General features: G+C 70.4%; 15 protein-coding genes and 1 tRNA gene. 3 read left to right on the top strand and 13 right to left on the bottom strand.

Annotated features, from left to right (window positions below):
- Positions 1–8 precede the first annotated feature (8 nt).
- Complete coding sequence (locus B9S57_RS08285) at positions 9–1,466, top strand: GH1 family beta-glucosidase (protein ID WP_103514882.1); 1,458 nt, start codon at positions 9–11, stop codon at positions 1,464–1,466.
- Between the two features lie 220 nt (positions 1,467–1,686).
- Positions 1,687–2,733: a LacI family DNA-binding transcriptional regulator gene (locus B9S57_RS08290; RefSeq protein WP_103514883.1), complete on the top strand. Its 1,047-nt coding sequence runs from the start codon at positions 1,687–1,689 to the stop codon at positions 2,731–2,733.
- 320 nt (positions 2,734–3,053) lie between these two features.
- Here the strand turns inward: B9S57_RS08290 and B9S57_RS08295 are convergent, their stop codons facing one another.
- The 4 genes from B9S57_RS08295 to B9S57_RS08310 all read right to left on the bottom strand — a co-directional run bounded on the left by B9S57_RS08295 (position 3,054) and on the right by B9S57_RS08310 (position 5,807).
- On the bottom strand, positions 3,054–3,503 hold the full coding sequence (locus B9S57_RS08295) for a DUF1772 domain-containing protein (protein WP_103514884.1): 450 nt from the start codon (positions 3,501–3,503) through the stop codon (positions 3,054–3,056).
- Positions 3,504–3,759: 256 nt separating this feature from the next.
- A tRNA-His gene (locus B9S57_RS08300) sits at positions 3,760–3,832 on the bottom strand.
- Between the two features lie 126 nt (positions 3,833–3,958).
- Complete coding sequence (gene orn / locus B9S57_RS08305; RefSeq protein WP_103514885.1) at positions 3,959–4,564, bottom strand: oligoribonuclease; 606 nt, start codon at positions 4,562–4,564, stop codon at positions 3,959–3,961.
- Positions 4,565–4,574: 10 nt separating this feature from the next.
- The gene (locus tag B9S57_RS08310; protein ID WP_103514886.1) at positions 4,575–5,807 is read right to left on the bottom strand and encodes a helix-turn-helix domain-containing protein; all 1,233 of its coding nucleotides are present in this window, start codon (positions 5,805–5,807) and stop codon (positions 4,575–4,577) included.
- An 824-nt stretch (positions 5,808–6,631) separates the two neighbouring features.
- On the opposite strand from B9S57_RS08310, the gene B9S57_RS08315 reads away from it, so the two are divergent.
- Complete coding sequence (locus B9S57_RS08315; RefSeq protein WP_103514887.1) at positions 6,632–7,153, top strand: universal stress protein; 522 nt, start codon at positions 6,632–6,634, stop codon at positions 7,151–7,153.
- Between the two features lie 73 nt (positions 7,154–7,226).
- Here B9S57_RS08315 and glmS read toward each other — a convergent pair whose 3' ends face one another.
- From glmS to B9S57_RS08360, 9 genes are all read right to left on the bottom strand, one after another.
- Positions 7,227–9,056: a glutamine--fructose-6-phosphate transaminase (isomerizing) gene (gene glmS, locus B9S57_RS08320; RefSeq protein ID WP_103514888.1), complete on the bottom strand. Its 1,830-nt coding sequence runs from the start codon at positions 9,054–9,056 to the stop codon at positions 7,227–7,229.
- A gap of 66 nt (positions 9,057–9,122) precedes the next feature.
- Positions 9,123–9,398, bottom strand: a complete 276-nt coding sequence (locus B9S57_RS08325) for a hypothetical protein (protein ID WP_103514889.1) — start codon at positions 9,396–9,398, stop codon at positions 9,123–9,125.
- Between the two features lie 188 nt (positions 9,399–9,586).
- Complete coding sequence (locus B9S57_RS08330) at positions 9,587–11,368, bottom strand: IucA/IucC family siderophore biosynthesis protein (protein ID WP_103514890.1); 1,782 nt, start codon at positions 11,366–11,368, stop codon at positions 9,587–9,589.
- Positions 11,365–11,916 (bottom strand): GNAT family N-acetyltransferase, encoded by a 552-nt coding sequence (locus B9S57_RS08335; protein WP_103514891.1) that lies wholly within the window; start codon positions 11,914–11,916, stop codon positions 11,365–11,367. Before B9S57_RS08335 ends, B9S57_RS08330 begins: the two co-directional genes overlap by 4 nt.
- A complete protein-coding gene (locus tag B9S57_RS08340) occupies positions 11,913–13,199 on the bottom strand; it encodes a lysine N(6)-hydroxylase/L-ornithine N(5)-oxygenase family protein (RefSeq protein WP_103514892.1) in 1,287 nt (428 codons plus the stop codon). Before B9S57_RS08340 ends, B9S57_RS08335 begins: the two co-directional genes overlap by 4 nt.
- Complete coding sequence (locus tag B9S57_RS08345) at positions 13,183–14,631, bottom strand: aspartate aminotransferase family protein (RefSeq protein ID WP_103514893.1); 1,449 nt, start codon at positions 14,629–14,631, stop codon at positions 13,183–13,185. The genes B9S57_RS08340 and B9S57_RS08345 overlap by 17 nt, the downstream gene beginning before the upstream one ends.
- A gap of 161 nt (positions 14,632–14,792) precedes the next feature.
- The gene (locus B9S57_RS08350) at positions 14,793–15,644 is read right to left on the bottom strand and encodes a siderophore-interacting protein (RefSeq protein WP_103514894.1); all 852 of its coding nucleotides are present in this window, start codon (positions 15,642–15,644) and stop codon (positions 14,793–14,795) included.
- Between the two features lie 79 nt (positions 15,645–15,723).
- The gene (locus tag B9S57_RS08355; protein ID WP_103514895.1) at positions 15,724–16,752 is read right to left on the bottom strand and encodes an ABC transporter substrate-binding protein; all 1,029 of its coding nucleotides are present in this window, start codon (positions 16,750–16,752) and stop codon (positions 15,724–15,726) included.
- A 315-nt stretch (positions 16,753–17,067) separates the two neighbouring features.
- A complete protein-coding gene (locus B9S57_RS08360) occupies positions 17,068–18,234 on the bottom strand; it encodes an acyl-CoA dehydrogenase family protein (RefSeq protein ID WP_103514896.1) in 1,167 nt (388 codons plus the stop codon).
- Position 18,235: the final 1 nt, after the last annotated feature.

Here is an 18,235-nt window from a genome sequence, read left to right on the forward strand (position 1 = left end):
GCTCCCGCATGACTGCCGTACGACCCGACACCACCCCGAAGCAGGCGCCCGAGGCACAGTTCCCCACGGGCTTCATCTGGGGCGCGGCGACCGCCTCCTACCAGGTCGAGGGTGCCGCAGCCGAGGACGGCCGCACCCCGTCCATCTGGGACACCTTCAGCCGTACCCCCGGCAAGGTCCGCAACGGCGACACCGGCGACATCGCCGCCGACCACTACCACCGCTACCGCGACGACGTCGCGCTCATGAAGCAGCTCGGACTGAAGGCGTACCGCTTCTCCGTCTCCTGGTCCCGGGTCCAGCCCACCGGCCGCGGCCCGGCCGTCGAGCGCGGCCTGGACTTCTACCGCAAGCTCGTCGACGAGCTGCTGGACGCCGGCATCATGCCCGTCGCCACCCTCTACCACTGGGACCTGCCCCAGGAGCTCGAGGACGCCGGCGGCTGGCCCGAGCGCGTGACCGCCGACCGCTTCGCCGACTACGCCGCCATCGTGTCCGGCGCCCTCGGTGACCGCGTCGGCATGTGGACCACCCTCAACGAGCCCTGGTGCTCGGCCTACCTCGGTTACGGCTCCGGCGTGCACGCCCCCGGCCGCACCGAGCCCGCAGCGGCGCTGCAGGCGGCCCATCACCTCAACCTCGCCCATGGCCGGGCGATCGAGGCTCTGCGCGCCCAACTCCCCGCTGCCGCGCAGACCTCGGTCACCCTCAACCTCCACCAGGTCCGCCCGCTGACCGGCAGCGAGGCCGACGCGGACGCCGCCCGCCGCATCGACGCCGTCGGCAACCGGGTCTTCACCGGCCCGATGCTGCGCGGGGAGTACCCCGAGGACCTGATCACCGACACCTCGCACCTGGTGGACTGGTCGAAGCTGGTCAAGGACGGCGACCTCGCCACCATCTCCCGCCCGGTCGACGCCCTCGGCATCAACTACTACACGCCGACCCTCGTCTCCACTCCGGTGGAGGGGGCCGACTACGCCCGCAGCGACGCCCACGGCGCCAGCGCGCACTCCCCGTGGCCCGGCTCCGAGCACGTCGCCTTCCACCTCGCCGAGGGGAAGGAACGCACCGCGATGGACTGGTCGATCGACCCGAACGGCCTCTACAACCTGCTCATGGACACCCACCGGGACCACCCCGGGCTGCCGCTGATGGTCACCGAGAACGGCGCCGCCTTCGACGACTACGTCTCGCCGGAGGGCAAGGTCGAGGACCCCGAGCGGGTCGCCTACCTCCACGGCCACCTCGACGCCGTGCAGCGCGCCGTCGCCGACGGCGCGGACGTCCGCGGCTACTTCCTCTGGTCGCTCATGGACAACTTCGAGTGGGCGTACGGCTATTCGAAGCGCTTCGGCGCCGTGTACGTCGACTACGCCTCCCAGCGCCGCATCCCCAAGTCGAGTGCCCACTGGTACTCCGACGTGATCCGCCGCCACGCCCTGCCCCCGGTCGGCACCGCCTGACCCCGACCAGGACGGACAGCGGGACCCGGCACACCGCCGGGTCCCGCTTCTCTGTGCCCGCCCTACGTGGCCGACATCCGCACCCCGTAGGCTTGGGAGCGCTCCCAGGAGGTGTGGCGCTGTCGCGGACCGCTGTGCCCGGGCCAGTGCCGGGGATCGGACGGCGGGACTTGGTTTGGCCAGGGCGCTGTGAGAAATTGACCGCGAACGGGAGGCAGCCATGGCGGCAGCGCGAGTACGGAGTGGCGGGCGGCCCACGCTCGAAGAGGTCGCGGCGCGGGCAGGGGTGGGGCGCGGCACGGCCTCGCGCGTCATCAACGGCTCACCGCGGGTCAGCGCACAGACCAGGGAGGCCGTCGAGGCGGCCGTCGCCGAGCTGGGATACGTGCCCAACCGTGCGGCCCGGGCGCTCGCGGGTAATCGAACGGACGCCATCGCCCTCGTCGTGCCCGAGTCCGAGACGCGGTTCTTCGCCGAGCCGTACTTCTCCGACATCGTGCGGGGCGTCGGGGCGGCCCTCGCCGACACCGAGATGCAGCTGCTGCTGACCCTCGCGGGCAACGACCGCGAGCGCCGCCGGCTCGCCCAGTACCTGACCGCGCACCGCGTCGACGGGGTGCTCCTGGTCTCCGTCCACGCCGACGACCCGCTGCCGGACCTCCTCGAACAGCTCGGCATGCCGTCCGTGATCAGCGGCCGCAGGCACGCGGCCGAGACCCTGCCCTCCGTCGACTCCGACAACTTCGAGGGTGCCCGCGCCGCCGTCGACCACTTCATATCGCGTGGCCGCAGGTCCATCGCCACGATCACGGGCCGCCTCGACGTCTACGGCGCCCAGCGCCGCCTCGACGGCTACCGCAAGGCCTTGGCAGCGGCCGGTCTCGACCCCGACGAGCGGCTGATCGCGCCCGCCGACTTCAGTGAGGAGGGCGGCGCCCGCGCGATGCGGGAGCTGCTGGAGCGCCGACCGGACGTGGACGCGGTCTTCGCCGCCTCGGACGTGATGGCGGCGGGCGCCCGCCAGGTCCTGCGCGAGTCCGGCCGTCGTATCCCCGACGACGTCGCCCTGATCGGCTTCGACGACTCCGCGGTGGCCCGCCACATGGACCCGCCCCTGACGAGCGTGCGTCAGCCGATCGAGGAGATGGGCCGGACGATGACCCGCGTCCTCCTCCAGGAGATCGCGAACCGCTCGTCGGACGACGTCCCCGAGGACCGCCCGAGGATCGTGCTGCCCACGGAGCTGGTGGTGCGCGAGTCGTCCTGACGACGCGAGCCGTGTTCCCGACGGGGGGCAGGGCGGCCCGCATCGCCCCGAACGCCGCGTCGGGGTCGGTGACGTGGCCGAGGACCAGGGCCGCGCCGCGCCGGTCGTGCCGTCCTCGCCAGGGGTGGCGGTGTCAGGCATGCCCGGAGCGTACCGACGGGGCGGCCCCGCCGCGTCGGGGGAAAGCGCGGCGGGGCCGCTCTCTCGGATGCCCGGCAACCCGCGGTCCATGCGGCGCACGGGGGGCTGTGGCAGCCGTCACCGTCGTGGGGTCGGCGGGCGGAGCGGGAATGGCACGACGTGCCCCGGCGCTCCCGCCGTCACCGGCCGAGGGCCACGGCGAACAGGGCGAAGGCGGCCACGATCACGCCCACCCGGACGTAGTGGTAGGCGTTCCAGCGATCCGCCTGCTGCTTCCAGTCGGCGGGCCTGTCCTCCGCGGTCCAGGTCTTGGCCCGGTCGTTGATCGGGACGAGCAGCAGCACCGACATCACCACGCTCACCCCCAGCAGCGCGGTGGCCGCCGTGACCAGCGAGGCGCCCGCGTCTCCCCAGGCCACTGCGGCCCAGACCGCGCCGAGCGCCATCGCGCTGATGTACCAGACCGGCATGACCCGGCCGAGCAACCGGGCTCCGTCGCTCTGGGCGGCGATGCGGCCCTCGTCGGGGAGCCGGTTCATGATCGGGTTGAAGAAGACCGCCACCGCGAACTCCACGCCCACCATCACTCCGGCCACGACGATCGTGACGACTGCCAACGCACTCTGCATGACACCCCTCCCCAGGGTTTTTCTAGCGGCGCTAGAAACTGATGCGATACTAGAACGGTCATCGCTCGATTGTCTATCGTTGCTAGAAAAGAGGCCTGAACCCGCACGCGGGGGCGTAGAGGGGGGAGGTGCAGGCGGTCGCGAGCCCGCAGGGCGGGTCGGCTGCGCGTGTGCGGGAACTCCCGCGGACACGGATCGCCGTGCTCTCCGGGCAGACAGAAGGGCCCCGGTCCGAAGACCGGGGCCCTTCCTTCAGGGTGAGTAACGGGACTTGAACCCGCGACATCCTGGACCACAACCAGGTGCTCTGCCAGCTGAGCTATACCCACCATGTCGCCCGGTCGCTTTCCTGACCGGCCGAGAAAAAGTGTACAGGGTCCGAGCGGGTGCTCGCGCCAGCATTTCCCAGGGGCTGTTCACGGGCCCCGGAGGGCCCGTGAACAGCGGTTCTGTGCCTACTGCCCGGCGGGCGTCGCGTGGCGCGCCGCGATCTCCTTGGCGCGGGCCGAGTCCGGGCCGGGCTGCGGTACGAAGACCGCGTCCCGGTAGTAGCGCAGCTCCGTGATGGAGTCGCGGATGTCGGCCAGCGCCCGGTGGTTGCCGTTCTTGTCCGGACTGTTGAAGTACGCCCTCGGGTACCAGCGGCGCGCCAGCTCCTTGACCGAGGACACATCGACGATCCGGTAGTGGAGGTAGCCCTCCAGGGACGCCATGTCCCGCGCCAGGAAGCCGCGGTCCGTGCCGACCGAGTTCCCGCACAGAGGGGCCTTGCCCGGCTCCTTCACGTGCTCGCGGATGTAGGCCAGGACCCGTTCCTCGGCGTCGGCCAGGGTCGTGCCCCCGGCCAGTTCGTCGAGGAGGCCCGAGGCGGTGTGCATCTGCCGCACCACCTCGGGCATGGTCTCCAGGGCCGCGTCCGGCGGGCGGATCACGATGTCCACCCCGTCGCCGAGCACGTTCAGTTCCGAGTCGGTGACCAGGGCGGCCACCTCGATGAGTGCGTCGTCCGTCAGCGAGAGCCCGGTCATCTCGCAGTCGATCCACACCATGCGGTCGTTCATGCGCCCCACCCTACGGGGCGCTGCGCTGCCCCGGCAGGGCCGGGCGCCCCGGAACATACGCCTCGGGACCCGCCCCGAGGCGCTCCACGGGGCCGCCGGAGACCGTCGTGGCGGTGACCGGTGACGGGCCGGCCGAGGATGCCGCGGCGGCCCGCCGACTCGATGCCGTGCCCTGGGTGGGTACGGACGTCTCGAGCGCCGTGGTGACGCTCTCCAGCACGCCGCCCTGCGGACGGCGGGCCCGGTAGGCGGCCCGGTACGCGGCGGGCGAGGAGCCGAGCTGGCGGCGGAAGTGCCCGCGCAGCGCGACCGGTGAGCGGAAGCCGCAGCGGCCCGCCACCTCGTCGACCGAGTAGTCGGAGGTCTCCAGCAGCCGCTGGGCCTGCAGCACGCGCTGGGTGATGAGCCACTGGAGCGGTGCACTGCCCGTGAGCGAGCGGAACCTGCGGTCGAAGGTCCGCCGGCTCATGTAGGCGCGCGCCGCCAGCGTCTCCACGTCGAACTGCTCGTGGAGATGCTCCAGCGCCCAGGCCACGACCTCGGCGAGCGGGTCGGAGCCGATCTCCTCCGGTAAAGACCTGTCGAGGTAGCGCTCCTGGCCGCCACTGCGCCGCGGCGGTACGACGAGCCTGCGGGCCAGGGCCCCGGCCGCCTCGGTGCCGTGGTCGGTACGGACTATGTGCAGGCACAGGTCGATCCCGGCCGCGGTCCCGGCCGAGGTGAGCACGTCGCCGTCGTCGACGAAGAGCTCGCGCGGATCGACGTGCACCGACGGATAGCGCTTGGCCAGCGTCGGTGCGTACATCCAGTGCGTGGTGGCCGGACGGCCGTCCAGCAGGCCGGCTGCCGCGAGCACGAAGGCCCCCGTGCAGAGCCCGACGATGCGGGCACCCTCCTCATGGGCGCGGCGCAGCGCGTCCAGGGCCTCTGTGGGCGGCGGGGAGGTGATGGACCGCCAGGCGGGCACCACGACGGTGCCGGCCCTGCTGATCGCCTCCAAGCCGTAGGGCGCACTGAGTTCGAGCCCGCCGGTGGTGCGCAGCGGACCTTCCTCACCCCCACAGACCAGCAGGCGGTAGCGGGGAACTCCCGCGTCCTGCCGGTCGATTCCGAAAACTGAGAGCGGAATGGAGCTCTCGAAGATAGGGCCGCCACTGAACAGCAGTACGGCTACGACTTCCCGGCGTCGCCGCCCGGTCAGTTTCCGTGCGGCCTCCGTTGCGGTGGCGGAGTCCTGGCTCATGACGCTAAGCCCCCCTCGGTGTTCGCGTCTTCCTGGTCCCTACGGGCCTGTCGCTCCTGCACGTTTCCCCTCGGTCTCGCACGCGTCCCCAGTCCTCGACACTCATGATCGAATCTACTGCGTCCCGTGGTGCCGACGTGACACGTTCCCCCACCGGCACTATGTCGACAAGGCAACTTGGCGCGAAGCGTTCGATCACGAGCGTTTCACCCGTGAGCCCCCACAGGGAAGTGCGCATCGCGATCATGGCCCGTCCCCGTAGGGTCAAAGCGTACCGCGCGGTCTATTCCTGCCTGGTGGCACGTGGGTTGGGCGGCCATGACACCAAGAGAACGGGGTGGAGGTGAAGTTGGCTGAAAACCGATGGTCGCGTGCGCGTATTCCGGTCATACGACCGGCGCACGCCCTCCGACCCCGGAAGCTCCCATGCGCCTCTCGAGCCCCTGAAGGGGGTCCGGACTCCGGAGATCGACGATGCGCAGTCGCCCGATGGCGGGGCGTGACGCCTCCTGCCGGAGTCGCGGGTGGCGCAATCGGCCGCCTTGCGAGGTTCGCCGCGACGGCCCGCCGGAGCGCGTGACCTGAACCCGTCAGAGGGTCCACCAGCTGGATGTACGACGCAACCGGCATTGCCATACGGGGCGGTCTCCGGCATGCTCCCTCCATTGCCGCATGCGCTGTGCGACGGCTGGGCAGTGGAGGAGTGGCGCCGTACCCTTGGGGGTAGGGGGTTGGGAAGATGTTTCCCGGACACAGCTTCACCGCTCGCAGGCACACCTCCACACCGCTCCCTCCTCACGAGGACTCTCTTCGCCGAGACACCGATGGCCGGTCACGAAATCCCTGAACCCGCAGACCGCAAGCAGGTAGCCGACCCCGGGTCGGAACCGCGGACGGTCGAAGAGTCGCGCCCTTCCTGCGATCCCGCCTTCCGGCACGGCGTCGTGGTCGGATTCGACGGATCCATGTCCAGCGAGCGAGCGCTCGCCTACGCGATCGGCATGGCGCACCGGCACGGCTCGGGACTGATCATCGTCCACGTGGCCAACCGGTTGCCCACCACCGTCTGGGCAGGCTGCGAGCCGCCCGTCTTCGTCGACGTGCCCGATCACCGCACCGAGGTCCTCGGGCTGGAGCTGGCCTGCGCCGACTACCTCGCGCAGGTGCCCTGGGTGCTCGTGGAGCGCGGCGGGGACATCTGCCACGAGCTGGAGGAGGTCGGCCGGGAGTACTCGGCCGACGCCATCGTCGTCGGCTCGACGCACGGCATCGTGGGCCGGATCTTCGGATCCGTGGCCGGCCGTCTCGCGCGCCGCGCCCAGCGCCCGGTCATCGTCATCCCCTGAGCACGGAAAGGCCCCTGACATGGCGTCAGGGGCCTTTTCGTGTGCCTTCGGGGGGCGGCGCGGGCGGAGTCCGCTACTCGACGGTGACCGACTTCGCCAGGTTGCGCGGCTTGTCGATGTCACGGCCCATGGCCAGCGCCGTGTGGTACGCGAACAGCTGCAGCGGGATGCCCATCAGGATCGGGTCCAGCTCGTTCTCGTTCTTCGGGACCAGGATCGTGTGGTCGGCCTTCTCCTGCTCGCGGTGGGCCACGGCGAGGATGCGGCCGCTACGCGCCTTGATCTCCTCCAGCGCCGCACGGTTCTTCTCCAGGAGGTCGTCGTCCGGGACGATCGCGACCGTGGGGAGCGCCGGCTCGATGAGCGCGAGGGGACCGTGCTTGAGCTCGGAGGCGGGGTAGGCCTCGGCGTGGATGTAGGAGATCTCCTTGAGCTTCAGGGAGGCCTCCAGCGCGACCGCGTAGCCCCGGACACGGCCGATGAACATCATCGACTGTGCGCCCGCGTACTCCTCGGCCAGCTTCTTGATCTCCTCCTCCGACTCGAGGATCCGGCCGATCTGCTCGGGCAGCTTGCGCAGCCCCTCGATGATCCGCTTGCCGTCGGAGACCGACAGGTCCCGGATGCGGCCCAGGTGCAGGGCGAGCAGCGCGAAGGCGACCACGGTGTTGGTGAAGCACTTGGTGGAGACGACGCAGACCTCGGGGCCGGCGTGGACGTACATGCCGCCGTCCGCCTCGCGGGCGATCGCCGAGCCGACGACGTTCACGACGCCCAGGACACGGGCGCCCTTGCGCTTGAGCTCCTGCACGGCGGCCAGCACGTCGTACGTCTCGCCGGACTGGGAGACCGCGACGTACAGGGTGTCGGGGTCCACGACCGGGTTGCGGTAGCGGAACTCGGAGGCGGGCTCGGCGTCCGCGGGGATGCGGGCCAGCTCCTCGATGAGGCCGGCGCCGATCATGCCCGCGTGGTACGAGGTGCCGCAGCCCAGGATCTTGATCCGGCGGACCCCGCGTGCCTCACGGGCGTCCAGGTTCAGGCCGCCCAGGTGCACGGTGGAGAAGCGGTCGTCGATGCGGCCGCGCAGCACGCGGTCCACGGCGTCCGCCTGCTCGGAGATCTCCTTGTGCATGTACGTGTCGTGGCCGCCCATGTCGTACGACTCGGCCTCCCACTCCACGGTGGTCGGCGTGGCCGTCGTGGTCGAGCCCTCCGTGGTGTACGTACGGAAGTCGTCGGCCTTGAGGGTGGCCATCTCGCCGTCGTCCAGCGTGACGATCTGGCGGGTGTGCGCGACCAGGGCGGCGACGTCGGAGGCGACGAACATCTCCCTCTCGCCGATGCCGAGCACCACGGGGGAGCCGTTGCGGGCGACGACGATGCGGTCGTTGAAGTCGGCGTGCAGGACGGCGACGCCGTACGTGCCCTCGACGAGCTTCAGTGCCTCGCGGACCTTCTCCTCGAGGGTGAGGGCGCCCGAGCGGGCGATCAGGTGGACCAGCACCTCGGTGTCGGTCTCGGAGAGGAACTCGATGCCGTCGGCGACGAGCTTGGCTCGGAGCTCGGAGGCGTTGTCGATGATCCCGTTGTGGACGACGGCGACCTTGCCCTCGGTGTCCAGGTGCGGGTGCGCGTTCTCGTCGCTCGGGGCGCCGTGGGTGGCCCAGCGGGTGTGGGCGATGCCGGTGGTGCCGGCGAACCGCTTGGGCACCCGGGCCTCCAGCTCGCGGACGCGGCCCTTGGCCTTGACCGTCTTCAGCGTGCCGGGCTTGCCTGCCGGTGCCTTGCCCGTGATGACGATGCCGGCGGAGTCGTAGCCCCGGTACTCCAGCCGCTGCAGGCCTTCCAGCAGCAGCGGAGCCACGTCACGCCTTCCGATGTAACCGACGATCCCGCACATAGAGTCTCTGCCCCTCCATCGACGTACAAAAGTTCTGTGCCCGTCCGGCCCTCCCGCCCGTCCGGCTCAGCCGTAGACGATGCGGCGCAGCTGGCGGAGCGAGAGCTCCTGCGGCGCCACCGCGCGGTGCGGCAGCTCGGCCGCGATCCGCTCGAAGATCTCCGTGTTGACCAGGCCGCCGGCCTGCAGTTCGCGGTGGCGGCGCCGGACGAAGCTCTCCGTCGTCTCGTCGAAGTACGCCAGCACGTCGAGGATCACCCTGGCCGCCTCGCCGCGCTGGAGCGCGGTGGAGCGTACGAGGTGGTCGATGAGGTCGTCATGCGGGGGGCGGCGTTCGAGCACCCGTCGATAGTGCGTGGATCGGGGTCGCTACGCAAGAAATCTGCCCGAAAACGGGCAGAGATCTCGCCCTCCGGAGCCTGAATGTCGGTAATGCCCATAAGATTCACATCGGACTGCGTCCATCCGGCCCCCTCGTCCGGCCCGCGCGTCCGGCCCCGCCCGCGGCGGGCGGGGCCGGACGCCGTGCCTCAGTACGCCGCGATCGGGTTCCGCAGCCTGCCGGTCAGCTGGAGCGCGCCCGCCGGGTCCTCCAGGTCGACCATCTGCTGGTTGTTGCGCAGCTGCAGCCGGTTCAGGCAGGACAGGGCGAAGTCCTCCGTGAACATGTCGTACCGCGCGAACTTGTCCGCGAGGTACGGCACCGACTCCTGGTAGCCCCTGACGCACGCGGCGACGGTCCGCCAGAAGGTCTCCTCGTCGAGGACGCCCTCCGTGGCCAGGTCCGCCCCCAGGAAGCGGAAGAAGCAGTCGAAGACGTCGGTGAGGACCGACAGCAGCTTCATGTCCTCCGGGACGTCGGCGCGGATGCGCTCGACCTGGGGCGGCAGCACCGCGTCCGGGTCCATGACCGCGATCTCCTCGGCGATGTCCTTGAAGACCGTCCGGCGCACCACGCCGTCCTCGATCACCAGGATCACGTTCTCGCCGTGCGGCATGAAGACCAGGTCGTAGGCGTAGAAGCTGTGCAGCACCGGCACCAGGTAGGCGTCCAGGTAGCGCCTCAGCCAGTCGGCCGGGGCCAGCCCCGACTCGGCGATCAGGGCGCCCGCCACCGAGCGGCCCTCGTCGTCGGTGTGGAGCAGCGAGGCCATCGTCGCGAGGCGCTCGCCCCCGGTCAGGGAGGGGACCGGGCTCTCGCGCCAGAGTGCGGCGAGCATCTTCAGGTACGGGGAGCCCTTGGCGGTCGCCGCCTCGTAGGCCCGGTGGCGGTAGCCGACGGCGGCCCGCTCCCGGATGATCGAGAACCCGATCCCGCTCAGCAGGTCGTCCCGCTCGATCAGACCGGCCAGCCAGTCGTTGATCGCGGGGGTCGCCTCCATGTAGGCGGCGGAGAGCCCCCGCATGAAGCCCATGTTCAGCACGGACAGCGCCGTCTTGACGTAGTGCTTCTCGGGGTGGTCGGCGTTGAAGAACGTCCGGATCGACTGCTGGGCGAGATAGGTGTCGTCGCCCTCGCCGAGGACGACCAGGTGCCGCTGGGCGATCTCGCCGGCGAAGGTCACGGCGAGCTTGTTCCACCACTGCCAGGGGTGGACCGGGATCAGCAGGTGGTCGTCGAGGTCGAGCCCGAGGTCCGCCATCCGCGCGGCGAACCCGGCGAGGGTCTCCTCGCTGAGCTCCCCGGCGATCAGGGTGGAGTAGTCCAGACCGGCGCCGGCCGTGAAGGTGGCGCGATCGCGCCGGGCCGCCAGCCAGACCAGGCTGATTCCCGTCGCCGCCTCGGGGGCGTACGCGCGGTATGCGTCGACGCCGAAGCCGAGCCGACCGTTGTTGGCGACAAAGCAGGGGTGACCCTCGGTCATGCCGGTCTCGACGGCCTGGAAACCGGCCACGGCGAGCTCTGCCGACGTGGTCGGTTCCTTGGTCAGTTTGTACGCGGTTCCGGCCAGCGTGGAGGAGATCTCCTCCAGGTACACCGGCAGGATCTCCGCCGACAGGCCGAGCGTGGAGCGCAGCTCGATGAAGAACTCCAGCGCGTCCAGCGGGAGGTCCGAGCCGTGCCGGTGCCGGGTGACCGACGCGGCGTCGACCTGCCAGTGGTCCAGCGCGAAGCGACGTGCGGCGAAGCGGTACTCGACCGTCCCGTCGTCACTCCGCACGCGGTAGCGGCCGTCGTCGAGCGGGGCGGGGGTCAGCAGCCGTTCGTGCGAGAACTCGGCCAGCGCCTTGCGGATCAGCAGCCGGTTGGCGGCGGCCCAGCGCTCCGGGGTCAGGTGGTCGACGGCGCTGGTGGTGGGGTGGGTGGTCATCGGTCGTCTCCAGTGGTCGCGGCCTCGAACTGCTCACGGGTGCAGGCGCTGAGCAGGGCCTGCTTCTCCGGCTTGGTGATCTCGCGGATCGCCTCGAAGCCGACGGCCTTGTTCAGCGCGTGTACCGCGGTGTTGGTGACATCCGGCTCGACGACGACCCTGCGCACCCGGGGGTCCGCGAACAGCGTCTCCATGACGGTGGTGATCACGGCGAGGGTGAAACCGTGCACCGGCTCCTCGGGCGGGGCGACCAGGAAGTGCATCCCGATGTCACCCGGCTCCGCCTCGTACAGGCCCTTGAGCTCGACCTCGGTGGGGTCGTAGCGCTCCATCAGGAAGGCGGGCCGTCCCTCGTGCAGCCCGATGAGGGCGTCGTGGTGCGGGTGGGCGGCTATCGCGGTGTACTCCCGCTCGACGTCCTCCAGCCGGGCGTCGCCCATCATCCAGAACGCCGACCTGGGATGGGTGACCCACGCGTGCACCCGTTCCGCGTCGGAGGGGTCCATGGGGCGGACGGTGAACGTCCCGAGCGGTTTCGTGCTGGTCATGCGGCGAACTCCTGGAAAGCGACGGACTTCTCGACCGGGTAGTACTCACGGCCGAGCAGTTCGCCGATGATGTACGCGTTGCGGTAGGCACCCATGCCCAGGTCGGGCGAGGTGATCGAGTGGGTGTGCACCCCGGCGTTCTGCAGGAAGATCCCGCGCCCGGTGGTGTCGATGCTGTAGTTGCGGGCCACGTCGAAACGGCCCCGGCCGTCGTGCCGGATCCGGTCGGTGACGGGCTTCAGGAAGGCCGGTGCGGCGTACCGGTAGCCGGTGGCGAGGATCAGGCCCTCGCTGTCGAGCTCGTACTCCCTGCCCTGCTCCTCCTGGCGCAGACCCAGCGTGTACGTCCCGGTGGACTTCTCGTAACGCGCGCTGTGCAGCGCGGAGTTGGTGAGCAGCCGGGTGGGGACGGGGCCGGGCAGGCTCTTCTGGTAGAGCAGGTCGAAGATCGAGTCGATCAGCTCGCCGTCGATGCCCTTGAAGAGCCCCTTCTGGCCGGACTCCAGCCGGTAGCGGGTCTCCTCGGGCAGGGCGTGGAAGTAGTCCACGTACTCCGGCGACGTCATCTCGAGCGTCAGCTTGGTGTACTCCAGCGGGAAGAAGCGGGGGGAGCGCGTCACCCAGTTCAGCCGGTAGCCGTGCGCGTCGATCTCGGAGAGCAGGTCGTAGTAGATCTCCGCCGCGCTCTGTCCGCTGCCCACCAGGGTGATGGACTTCTTCGCCTGCAGGGCCGCCTTCTCCTGCAGGTAGCGGGAGTTGTGCAGGAAGTCGCCACCCAGGTCCCGGCAGGCCTCGGGGATGTGGGGCGGGGTCCCGGTCCCGAGGACGAGGTGGCGGGCCCGGAAGGCGCTGTCGGCGGTGCGGACGGTGTACAGGCCGTCGCCCTCGTCGTACGTAACCGACTGTACGGTTTGGTTGAAACGGATACTGCTCAGTTCGGCCGCGGCCCACCGGCAGTAGTCGTTGTACTCGGTCCGCAGCGGGTAGAAGTTCTCCCGGATGTAGAACGAGTAGAGCCTGCCGCGCTCCTTCAGGTAGTTCAGGAAGGAGTACGGGGAGGTCGGGTCGGCCATCGTCACCAGGTCCGACATGAACGGCGTCTGGAGATGGGCCCCTTCGAGGAACATCCCCGAGTGCCACTCGAAGTCCGGCTTGGACTCGAGGAACACCCCGTCGAGCTCCTCGATCGGCTCGGTCAGGCAGGCCAGTCCGAGGTTGAACGGACCGAGCCCGATCCCGACGAAGTCGTACGGAGCGGTGCGGGGCTCAGGAAGCGCGGTCAAGGGAGTCTCCCAGGTACTGCTCGGCGTGGCCGGCGATCAGGTCGAGGACGGCGGTGATGTCGGCCGTGGTCGTCTCGGGGTTGAGCAGGGTGAATTTGAGGTACTGGCGGTCGCCGACCTTCGTGCCCGCGACCACGGCCTCGCCCGAGGCGAAGAGGGCCTTGCGGGCGTGGAGGTTGGCCCGGTCGATGCCGTCCGGGGTTGTGAGGTGGTCCGGGACGTAGCGGAACACCAGGGTGGACAGCCGGGGCTCCACGACGACGTCGAAGCGCGGGTCGGCCGCAAGGAGCCGCCAGCCCTCCCCGGCCAGATCGCAGACCTCGTCGAAGAGCTCGCCGACGCCGTCCGCACCCATGGTGCGCAGGGTCATCCACAGCTTGAGTGCGTCGAACCTGCGGGTGGTCTGCAGGGACTTGTCCACCTGGTTGGGGATGCGCTCCTCGACGGTCCGCTCCGGGTTGAGGTACTCCGCGTGGTACGTCGCGTGGCGCAGCGTGGCCCGGTCACGGACCAGCACCGCGGACGAACTCACGGGCTGGAAGAAGGACTTGTGGTAGTCCACGGTGACCGAGTCGGCGCGCTCGATGCCGTCGATCAGCCCGCGCCGGGTGGGTGAGGCCAGGAGCCCGCAGCCGTAGGCGGCATCGACGTGCATCCAGGTGGCGTACCGCTCGCAGAGCGCGGCGATCTCGGGCAGCGGGTCGATGGAACCGAAGTCCGTGGTGCCCGCCGTGGCGACGACCGCCATGGGCACGGAGCCCTCGGCCTCGCAGCGTTCGAGGGCCGCGGCCAGGGCGACGGTCTGCATGCGCTTCTCGCGGTCCACGGGGACGGACACGACGGAGTCGGGGCCCAGGCCGAGGAGCTTCGCCGACTTCTGGACGCTGAAGTGGCTGCACTCGGAGGTGAAGATCCGCAGCCGGGTGAAGTCCTCGGGGCGGAGCTTGGACTCCTCGCGGGCCAGCAGCAGGGCCTGCAGATTGGACTGTGTGCCTCCGCTGGTGAAGACGCCGTCCGCCGCGGGGCCGAGGCCGATCCGGCCGGCCGTCCAGTCGATCAGCCGGCGCTCGATCAGCGTGCCGCCCGCGCTCTGGTCCCAGGTGTCCAGGGAGGAGTTGACGGCGGAGAGCACGGCCTCGCCGACCACGGCGGGGATGACCACGGGGCAGTTGAGGTGGGCGAGGTAGCGGGGATGGTGGAAGTACACGGCGTCGCGGAGGTAGACCTCGCCGAGCTCGTCCAGGGCGGCGGCCGTGTCGCCGAGCGGCCGGTCGAGATCGATGGCGTCGACGACGGGAGTGAGCCCGTCCACGCCGATTCCGCTGAACGGCTGCTCGGTGGAGGCGAGTGTGGCGGCGACCTGATCGACCCCCGCGGTGACGGAGCGACGGTAGTCCTCCGCCGTCGTGTGGTTGAGCAGGTGGGAACGCATGTGTGGGGCCTCCCGGGCGGGGACGTCGTCGCGACCCTCCGGGCAGGAAGAAGGGGGAACGAGGACGCGACGGTTAAGTTAGGTAAGCCTAACCTAACTAAGCGGGTGTCTTCGCCATCGGGAGGGACCGTCACAGGAACCCCACAGGACACGCAGGGGTGTTACGCGGACGTCCGCGCCGCTTCCTCCCGCAGCTGCTCCTCGCTCAGGCCGCGCCGCCAGTAGCCGACGAAGGTGACGCGCCTCCGGTCGAACTTCCGCTCCTGGACCAGGTGGCGGCGCAGCTCGCGCACCCCCGACGCCTCGCCGGCGATCCAGGCGTACGGGGTCCCGCCGGGCAGCTCGGCGGCGCGCACGGCCTCCACGGCCGACGGCGCCCCCTGGTCGCGTACGAGCCAGTGGACCGTCACGTCGGCCTCGGTGCGGAGCTCCAGGCGGTCCCCCGCGTGCGGGACCTCCAGCCAGACCTCGGCCCGCGAGCCGGCCGGTAGCCACTCCAGAGCCGCGGAGGCCGCGGGCAGCGCCGTCTCGTCGGCCTGGATCAGCACCCACGCGGTGTCCTGCGGCGGGCGGAAGCGGACCGAGGCGTTGTCCTCGACCGCGGGGCCCAGCGCCTTGAGTCGCTGACCGGGGGCGGCCGCCTCCGCCCAGCGGCAGGCCGGCCCGCCGTCGTCGTGGAGGGCGAAGTCGATGTCGACCTCGGTCGCGCCGTCGTCGGCGCGGCGCTGGGCGCGCACCGTGTACGCGCGCATGACGGCCCGTACGTCCTCGGGTGCGGCGCGCCAGGCGTCGAACCAGGTGCCGTCCTCGGCCACCGGGACGACGGGCTCGGCCTGGCCCGGGTGCGGCAGGAAGAGCGAGAGGCTCTGGTCCCGGCCCCCCGCGGCGAAGCCGTCCAGCCCGGGGCCGCCGAAGGTGACCCGTTGCATGGAGGGGCTCAGCCGTTCGGTCCGCAGGACCGTCAGGCCGAAGAGCCGGAAGGGGGCGATGGCGGGTGCGGTGACGGTCGTCATGCGAGGGTCCTCCCCGGGACGGGAAACGCGGCGGGCCCGGCCCCCGGAGACGTGCTCCGGGGGCCGGGCCCGGGGGGTGTCAGCCGGCCTTCTTGGCCTGCTCGATGGCCTCGGCGAGCGCGTCGAGGATCGGTGCGCACTTGTCGTAGGAGTAGATGGGCTCCGTCGTGCGCGGTATGACCTGGCCCGCCTTGACGGCCGGCAGCTTCGCCCAGGTCGGCTTGGAGGTCAGGGCGTCGGGCTGCAGGGCCGAGGAGCGGTTGTCCATCATGATGATGTCGGCGTCGTACTTGTCGACGTTCTCCCAGCTCAGCTCCTCGAAGAAGGCGCCTTCCTTGATCTTCGGCTCGACGAACCGCACGCCGAGTTCCTGGAAGTACAGGGTGTCGGCCGACATCTTGGCGAGCGAGACGTAGAAGAGGTCCTGACTGGCCGAGCCGACCAGGACCTTGATGTTCGGCTGCGACTTCGCGGCGGCGCGCAGCCGGGCCGCGGCCTTCTCGAAGGCGGCCTTGGCGTCGGTGACCTTCTTGGCCTTCAGGTCGGCGCCGAGGGAGGCGGCCAGGTCCTCGTGGCGCTGGATCGCCTTCGGGACGGTGGTCTGCGCGGCCCACAGGGCGACGCTCGGGGCCAGCTTGAGGATCTTGTCCTTGGACTGGTCCGGCACGTACCAGAGGGCGTCCTTCTCCCACATGGCGGTGACGAGGAGCTCCGGTGCGAGACCGGCGTACTTCTCGACGTTGAACTCGCCCCAGACGTTGCCCAGCACCTCGACCTTGCTGATGTCGAGGTCGCCGGCCTGTACGTCGGGCTTGCCGTCGGAGGTCTTCGTCGGGCCGAAGACACCCTTGACCTCTATGCCGTAGTCGTGGAGCGCGGCGGCGACGCCCACGAACGCGACGATGTTCTTCGGCGTGGAGTCGGCCTTCGCCGTCTCGCCGCGGTCGTCCTTGAAGGACCAGGGGCCGGATTTCTCCGCGCCCGAACCCGAGGTGGCGCTCTTCTCGTCGCCGTCGCCGCAGGCTGCGAGGGCGGCACCGAGACCGACGGCACCGCCGGCGGCCAGCAGGCCGCGGCGGGAGAGTGGGCTGGTCCGGACGTTGGGCATGAGTGTGTCTGCTTTCGTACGCGCCTGGGGCGCCCGCTGACGATTCAAAGGAAGGCTAGCCTAACCTCACATATCGCGGACCGGGAGGGCAAGAGGGAGCGGCCGTTCCGTTACCCGGCACGACGAGAAGCCGCCTTCCCCTGACCGGGGAAGGCGGCTGTCGCGCGTCCGGCTCAGCCGACGGCGGGCTGGAGACGCAGCATGTCGATGTCCGGGCACGCCTTCGCGGTCGCGCCGAAGCAGTCGTCCACGTGCGGCACGGTGAGCCGGTGCGGTGTGGGGTGCATGTCGCCTCGACCCTCGGCCCTCGGTGTCTCAGGCGTCCATCCCCAGCTCCCTGGCGATCAGCATCCGCTGGACCTCACTCGTGCCCTCGCCGATCTCCAGGATCTTGGAGTCGCGCCACATCCGGGCCACCGGGTACTCGTTCATGAAGCCGTAGCCGCCGTGGATCTGCGTCGCCTCACGGGCGTTGTCCACCGCCACCGTCGAGGAGTACAGCTTCGCGATCGCCGCCTCCTTCTTGAAGGGCTCGCCCGCGACCAGCCGGGAGGCCGCGTCGCGCCAGCCGGTCCGGGCCATGTGCGCCCGCATCTCCATGTCGGCGATCTTGAACTGGATGGCCTGGTTGGCGCCGATCGGCTTCCCGAAGGCGTGGCGCTCCCCCGCGTACTTCAGCGACTCGTCCACACAGCCCTGGGCCAGGCCCGTCGACAGTGCGGAGATGGCGATCCGCCCCTCGTCCAGGATCCGCAGGAACTGCGCGTAACCGCGGCCCTCCTCACCCAGGAGGTTCTCCTTCGGGACGCGGACGTCGGAGAAGGACAGCTCGCGGGTGTCCGAGGCGTTCCACCCGACCTTGGAGTACGGGGCGGCGACCGTGAAGCCGGGGGTGCCGGACGGGACGATGATCGCGGAGATGCGCGGGGCGCCGTTCTCCTTGCGGCCGGTGACCGCCGTCACCGTCACCAGCTCCGTGATGTCCGTACCGGAGTTGGTGATGAAGCACTTGGAGCCGTTGATCACCCACTCGCCCGTGGCCTCGTCCAGCACGGCCGTCGTCCGGGTGCCGCCTGCGTCCGAGCCACCGTCCGGCTCCGTCAGCCCGAACGCGCCGAGCGCCTCGCCCGCGCAGAGCTTCGGCAGCCACCGCTGCTTCTGCTCCTCGGTCCCGAACCGGAAGACGGGCATGGCGCCGAGCGAGACCCCGGCCTCCAGGGTGATCGCCACGGACGAGTCGACCCGGGCCAGCTCCTCCAGGGCGATCCCGAGGGCGAGGTAGTCCCCGCCCATGCCGCCGTACTCCTCAGGGAAGGGCAGGCCGAACAGGCCCATCCGGCCCATCTCGCGCACGATCTCGTACGGGAACTCGTGCCTCTCGTAGAAGTCGCCGATCTTCGGGGCGATCACATCGTGTGCGAACTCCTCGACGGTGCGGCGCAGTTCCTCGTGCTCGGCGGTCAGCCGGTGGTCAAGGGACATG

Origin of the sequence: Streptomyces sp. SM10 (assembly GCF_002910915.1) — a bacterium.
Lineage (GTDB): Bacteria > Actinomycetota > Actinomycetes > Streptomycetales > Streptomycetaceae > Streptomyces.

Excerpts from the sequence above, each read along its gene's own strand:
- orn (WP_103514885.1), bottom strand. The coding sequence starts at position 4,564 with ATGAACGACCGCATGGTGTGGATCGACTGCGAGATGACCGGGCTCTCG.
- B9S57_RS08350 (WP_103514894.1), bottom strand. The coding sequence starts at position 15,644 with ATGACGACCGTCACCGCACCCGCCATCGCCCCCTTCCGGCTCTTCGGC.
- B9S57_RS08295 (WP_103514884.1), bottom strand. The coding sequence starts at position 3,503 with ATGCAGAGTGCGTTGGCAGTCGTCACGATCGTCGTGGCCGGAGTGATG.
- B9S57_RS08315 (WP_103514887.1), top strand. The coding sequence starts at position 6,632 with ATGGCCGGTCACGAAATCCCTGAACCCGCAGACCGCAAGCAGGTAGCC.
- B9S57_RS08335 (WP_103514891.1), bottom strand. The coding sequence starts at position 11,916 with ATGACCAGCACGAAACCGCTCGGGACGTTCACCGTCCGCCCCATGGAC.
- B9S57_RS08345 (WP_103514893.1), bottom strand. The coding sequence starts at position 14,631 with ATGCGTTCCCACCTGCTCAACCACACGACGGCGGAGGACTACCGTCGC.
- B9S57_RS08290 (WP_103514883.1), top strand. The coding sequence starts at position 1,687 with ATGGCGGCAGCGCGAGTACGGAGTGGCGGGCGGCCCACGCTCGAAGAG.
- B9S57_RS08310 (WP_103514886.1), bottom strand. The coding sequence starts at position 5,807 with ATGAGCCAGGACTCCGCCACCGCAACGGAGGCCGCACGGAAACTGACC.
- B9S57_RS08285 (WP_103514882.1), top strand. The coding sequence starts at position 9 with ATGACTGCCGTACGACCCGACACCACCCCGAAGCAGGCGCCCGAGGCA.
- B9S57_RS08360 (WP_103514896.1), bottom strand. The coding sequence starts at position 18,234 with ATGTCCCTTGACCACCGGCTGACCGCCGAGCACGAGGAACTGCGCCGC.
- B9S57_RS08330 (WP_103514890.1), bottom strand. The coding sequence starts at position 11,368 with ATGACCACCCACCCCACCACCAGCGCCGTCGACCACCTGACCCCGGAG.
- B9S57_RS08355 (WP_103514895.1), bottom strand. The coding sequence starts at position 16,752 with ATGCCCAACGTCCGGACCAGCCCACTCTCCCGCCGCGGCCTGCTGGCC.
- glmS (WP_103514888.1), bottom strand. The coding sequence starts at position 9,056 with ATGTGCGGGATCGTCGGTTACATCGGAAGGCGTGACGTGGCTCCGCTG.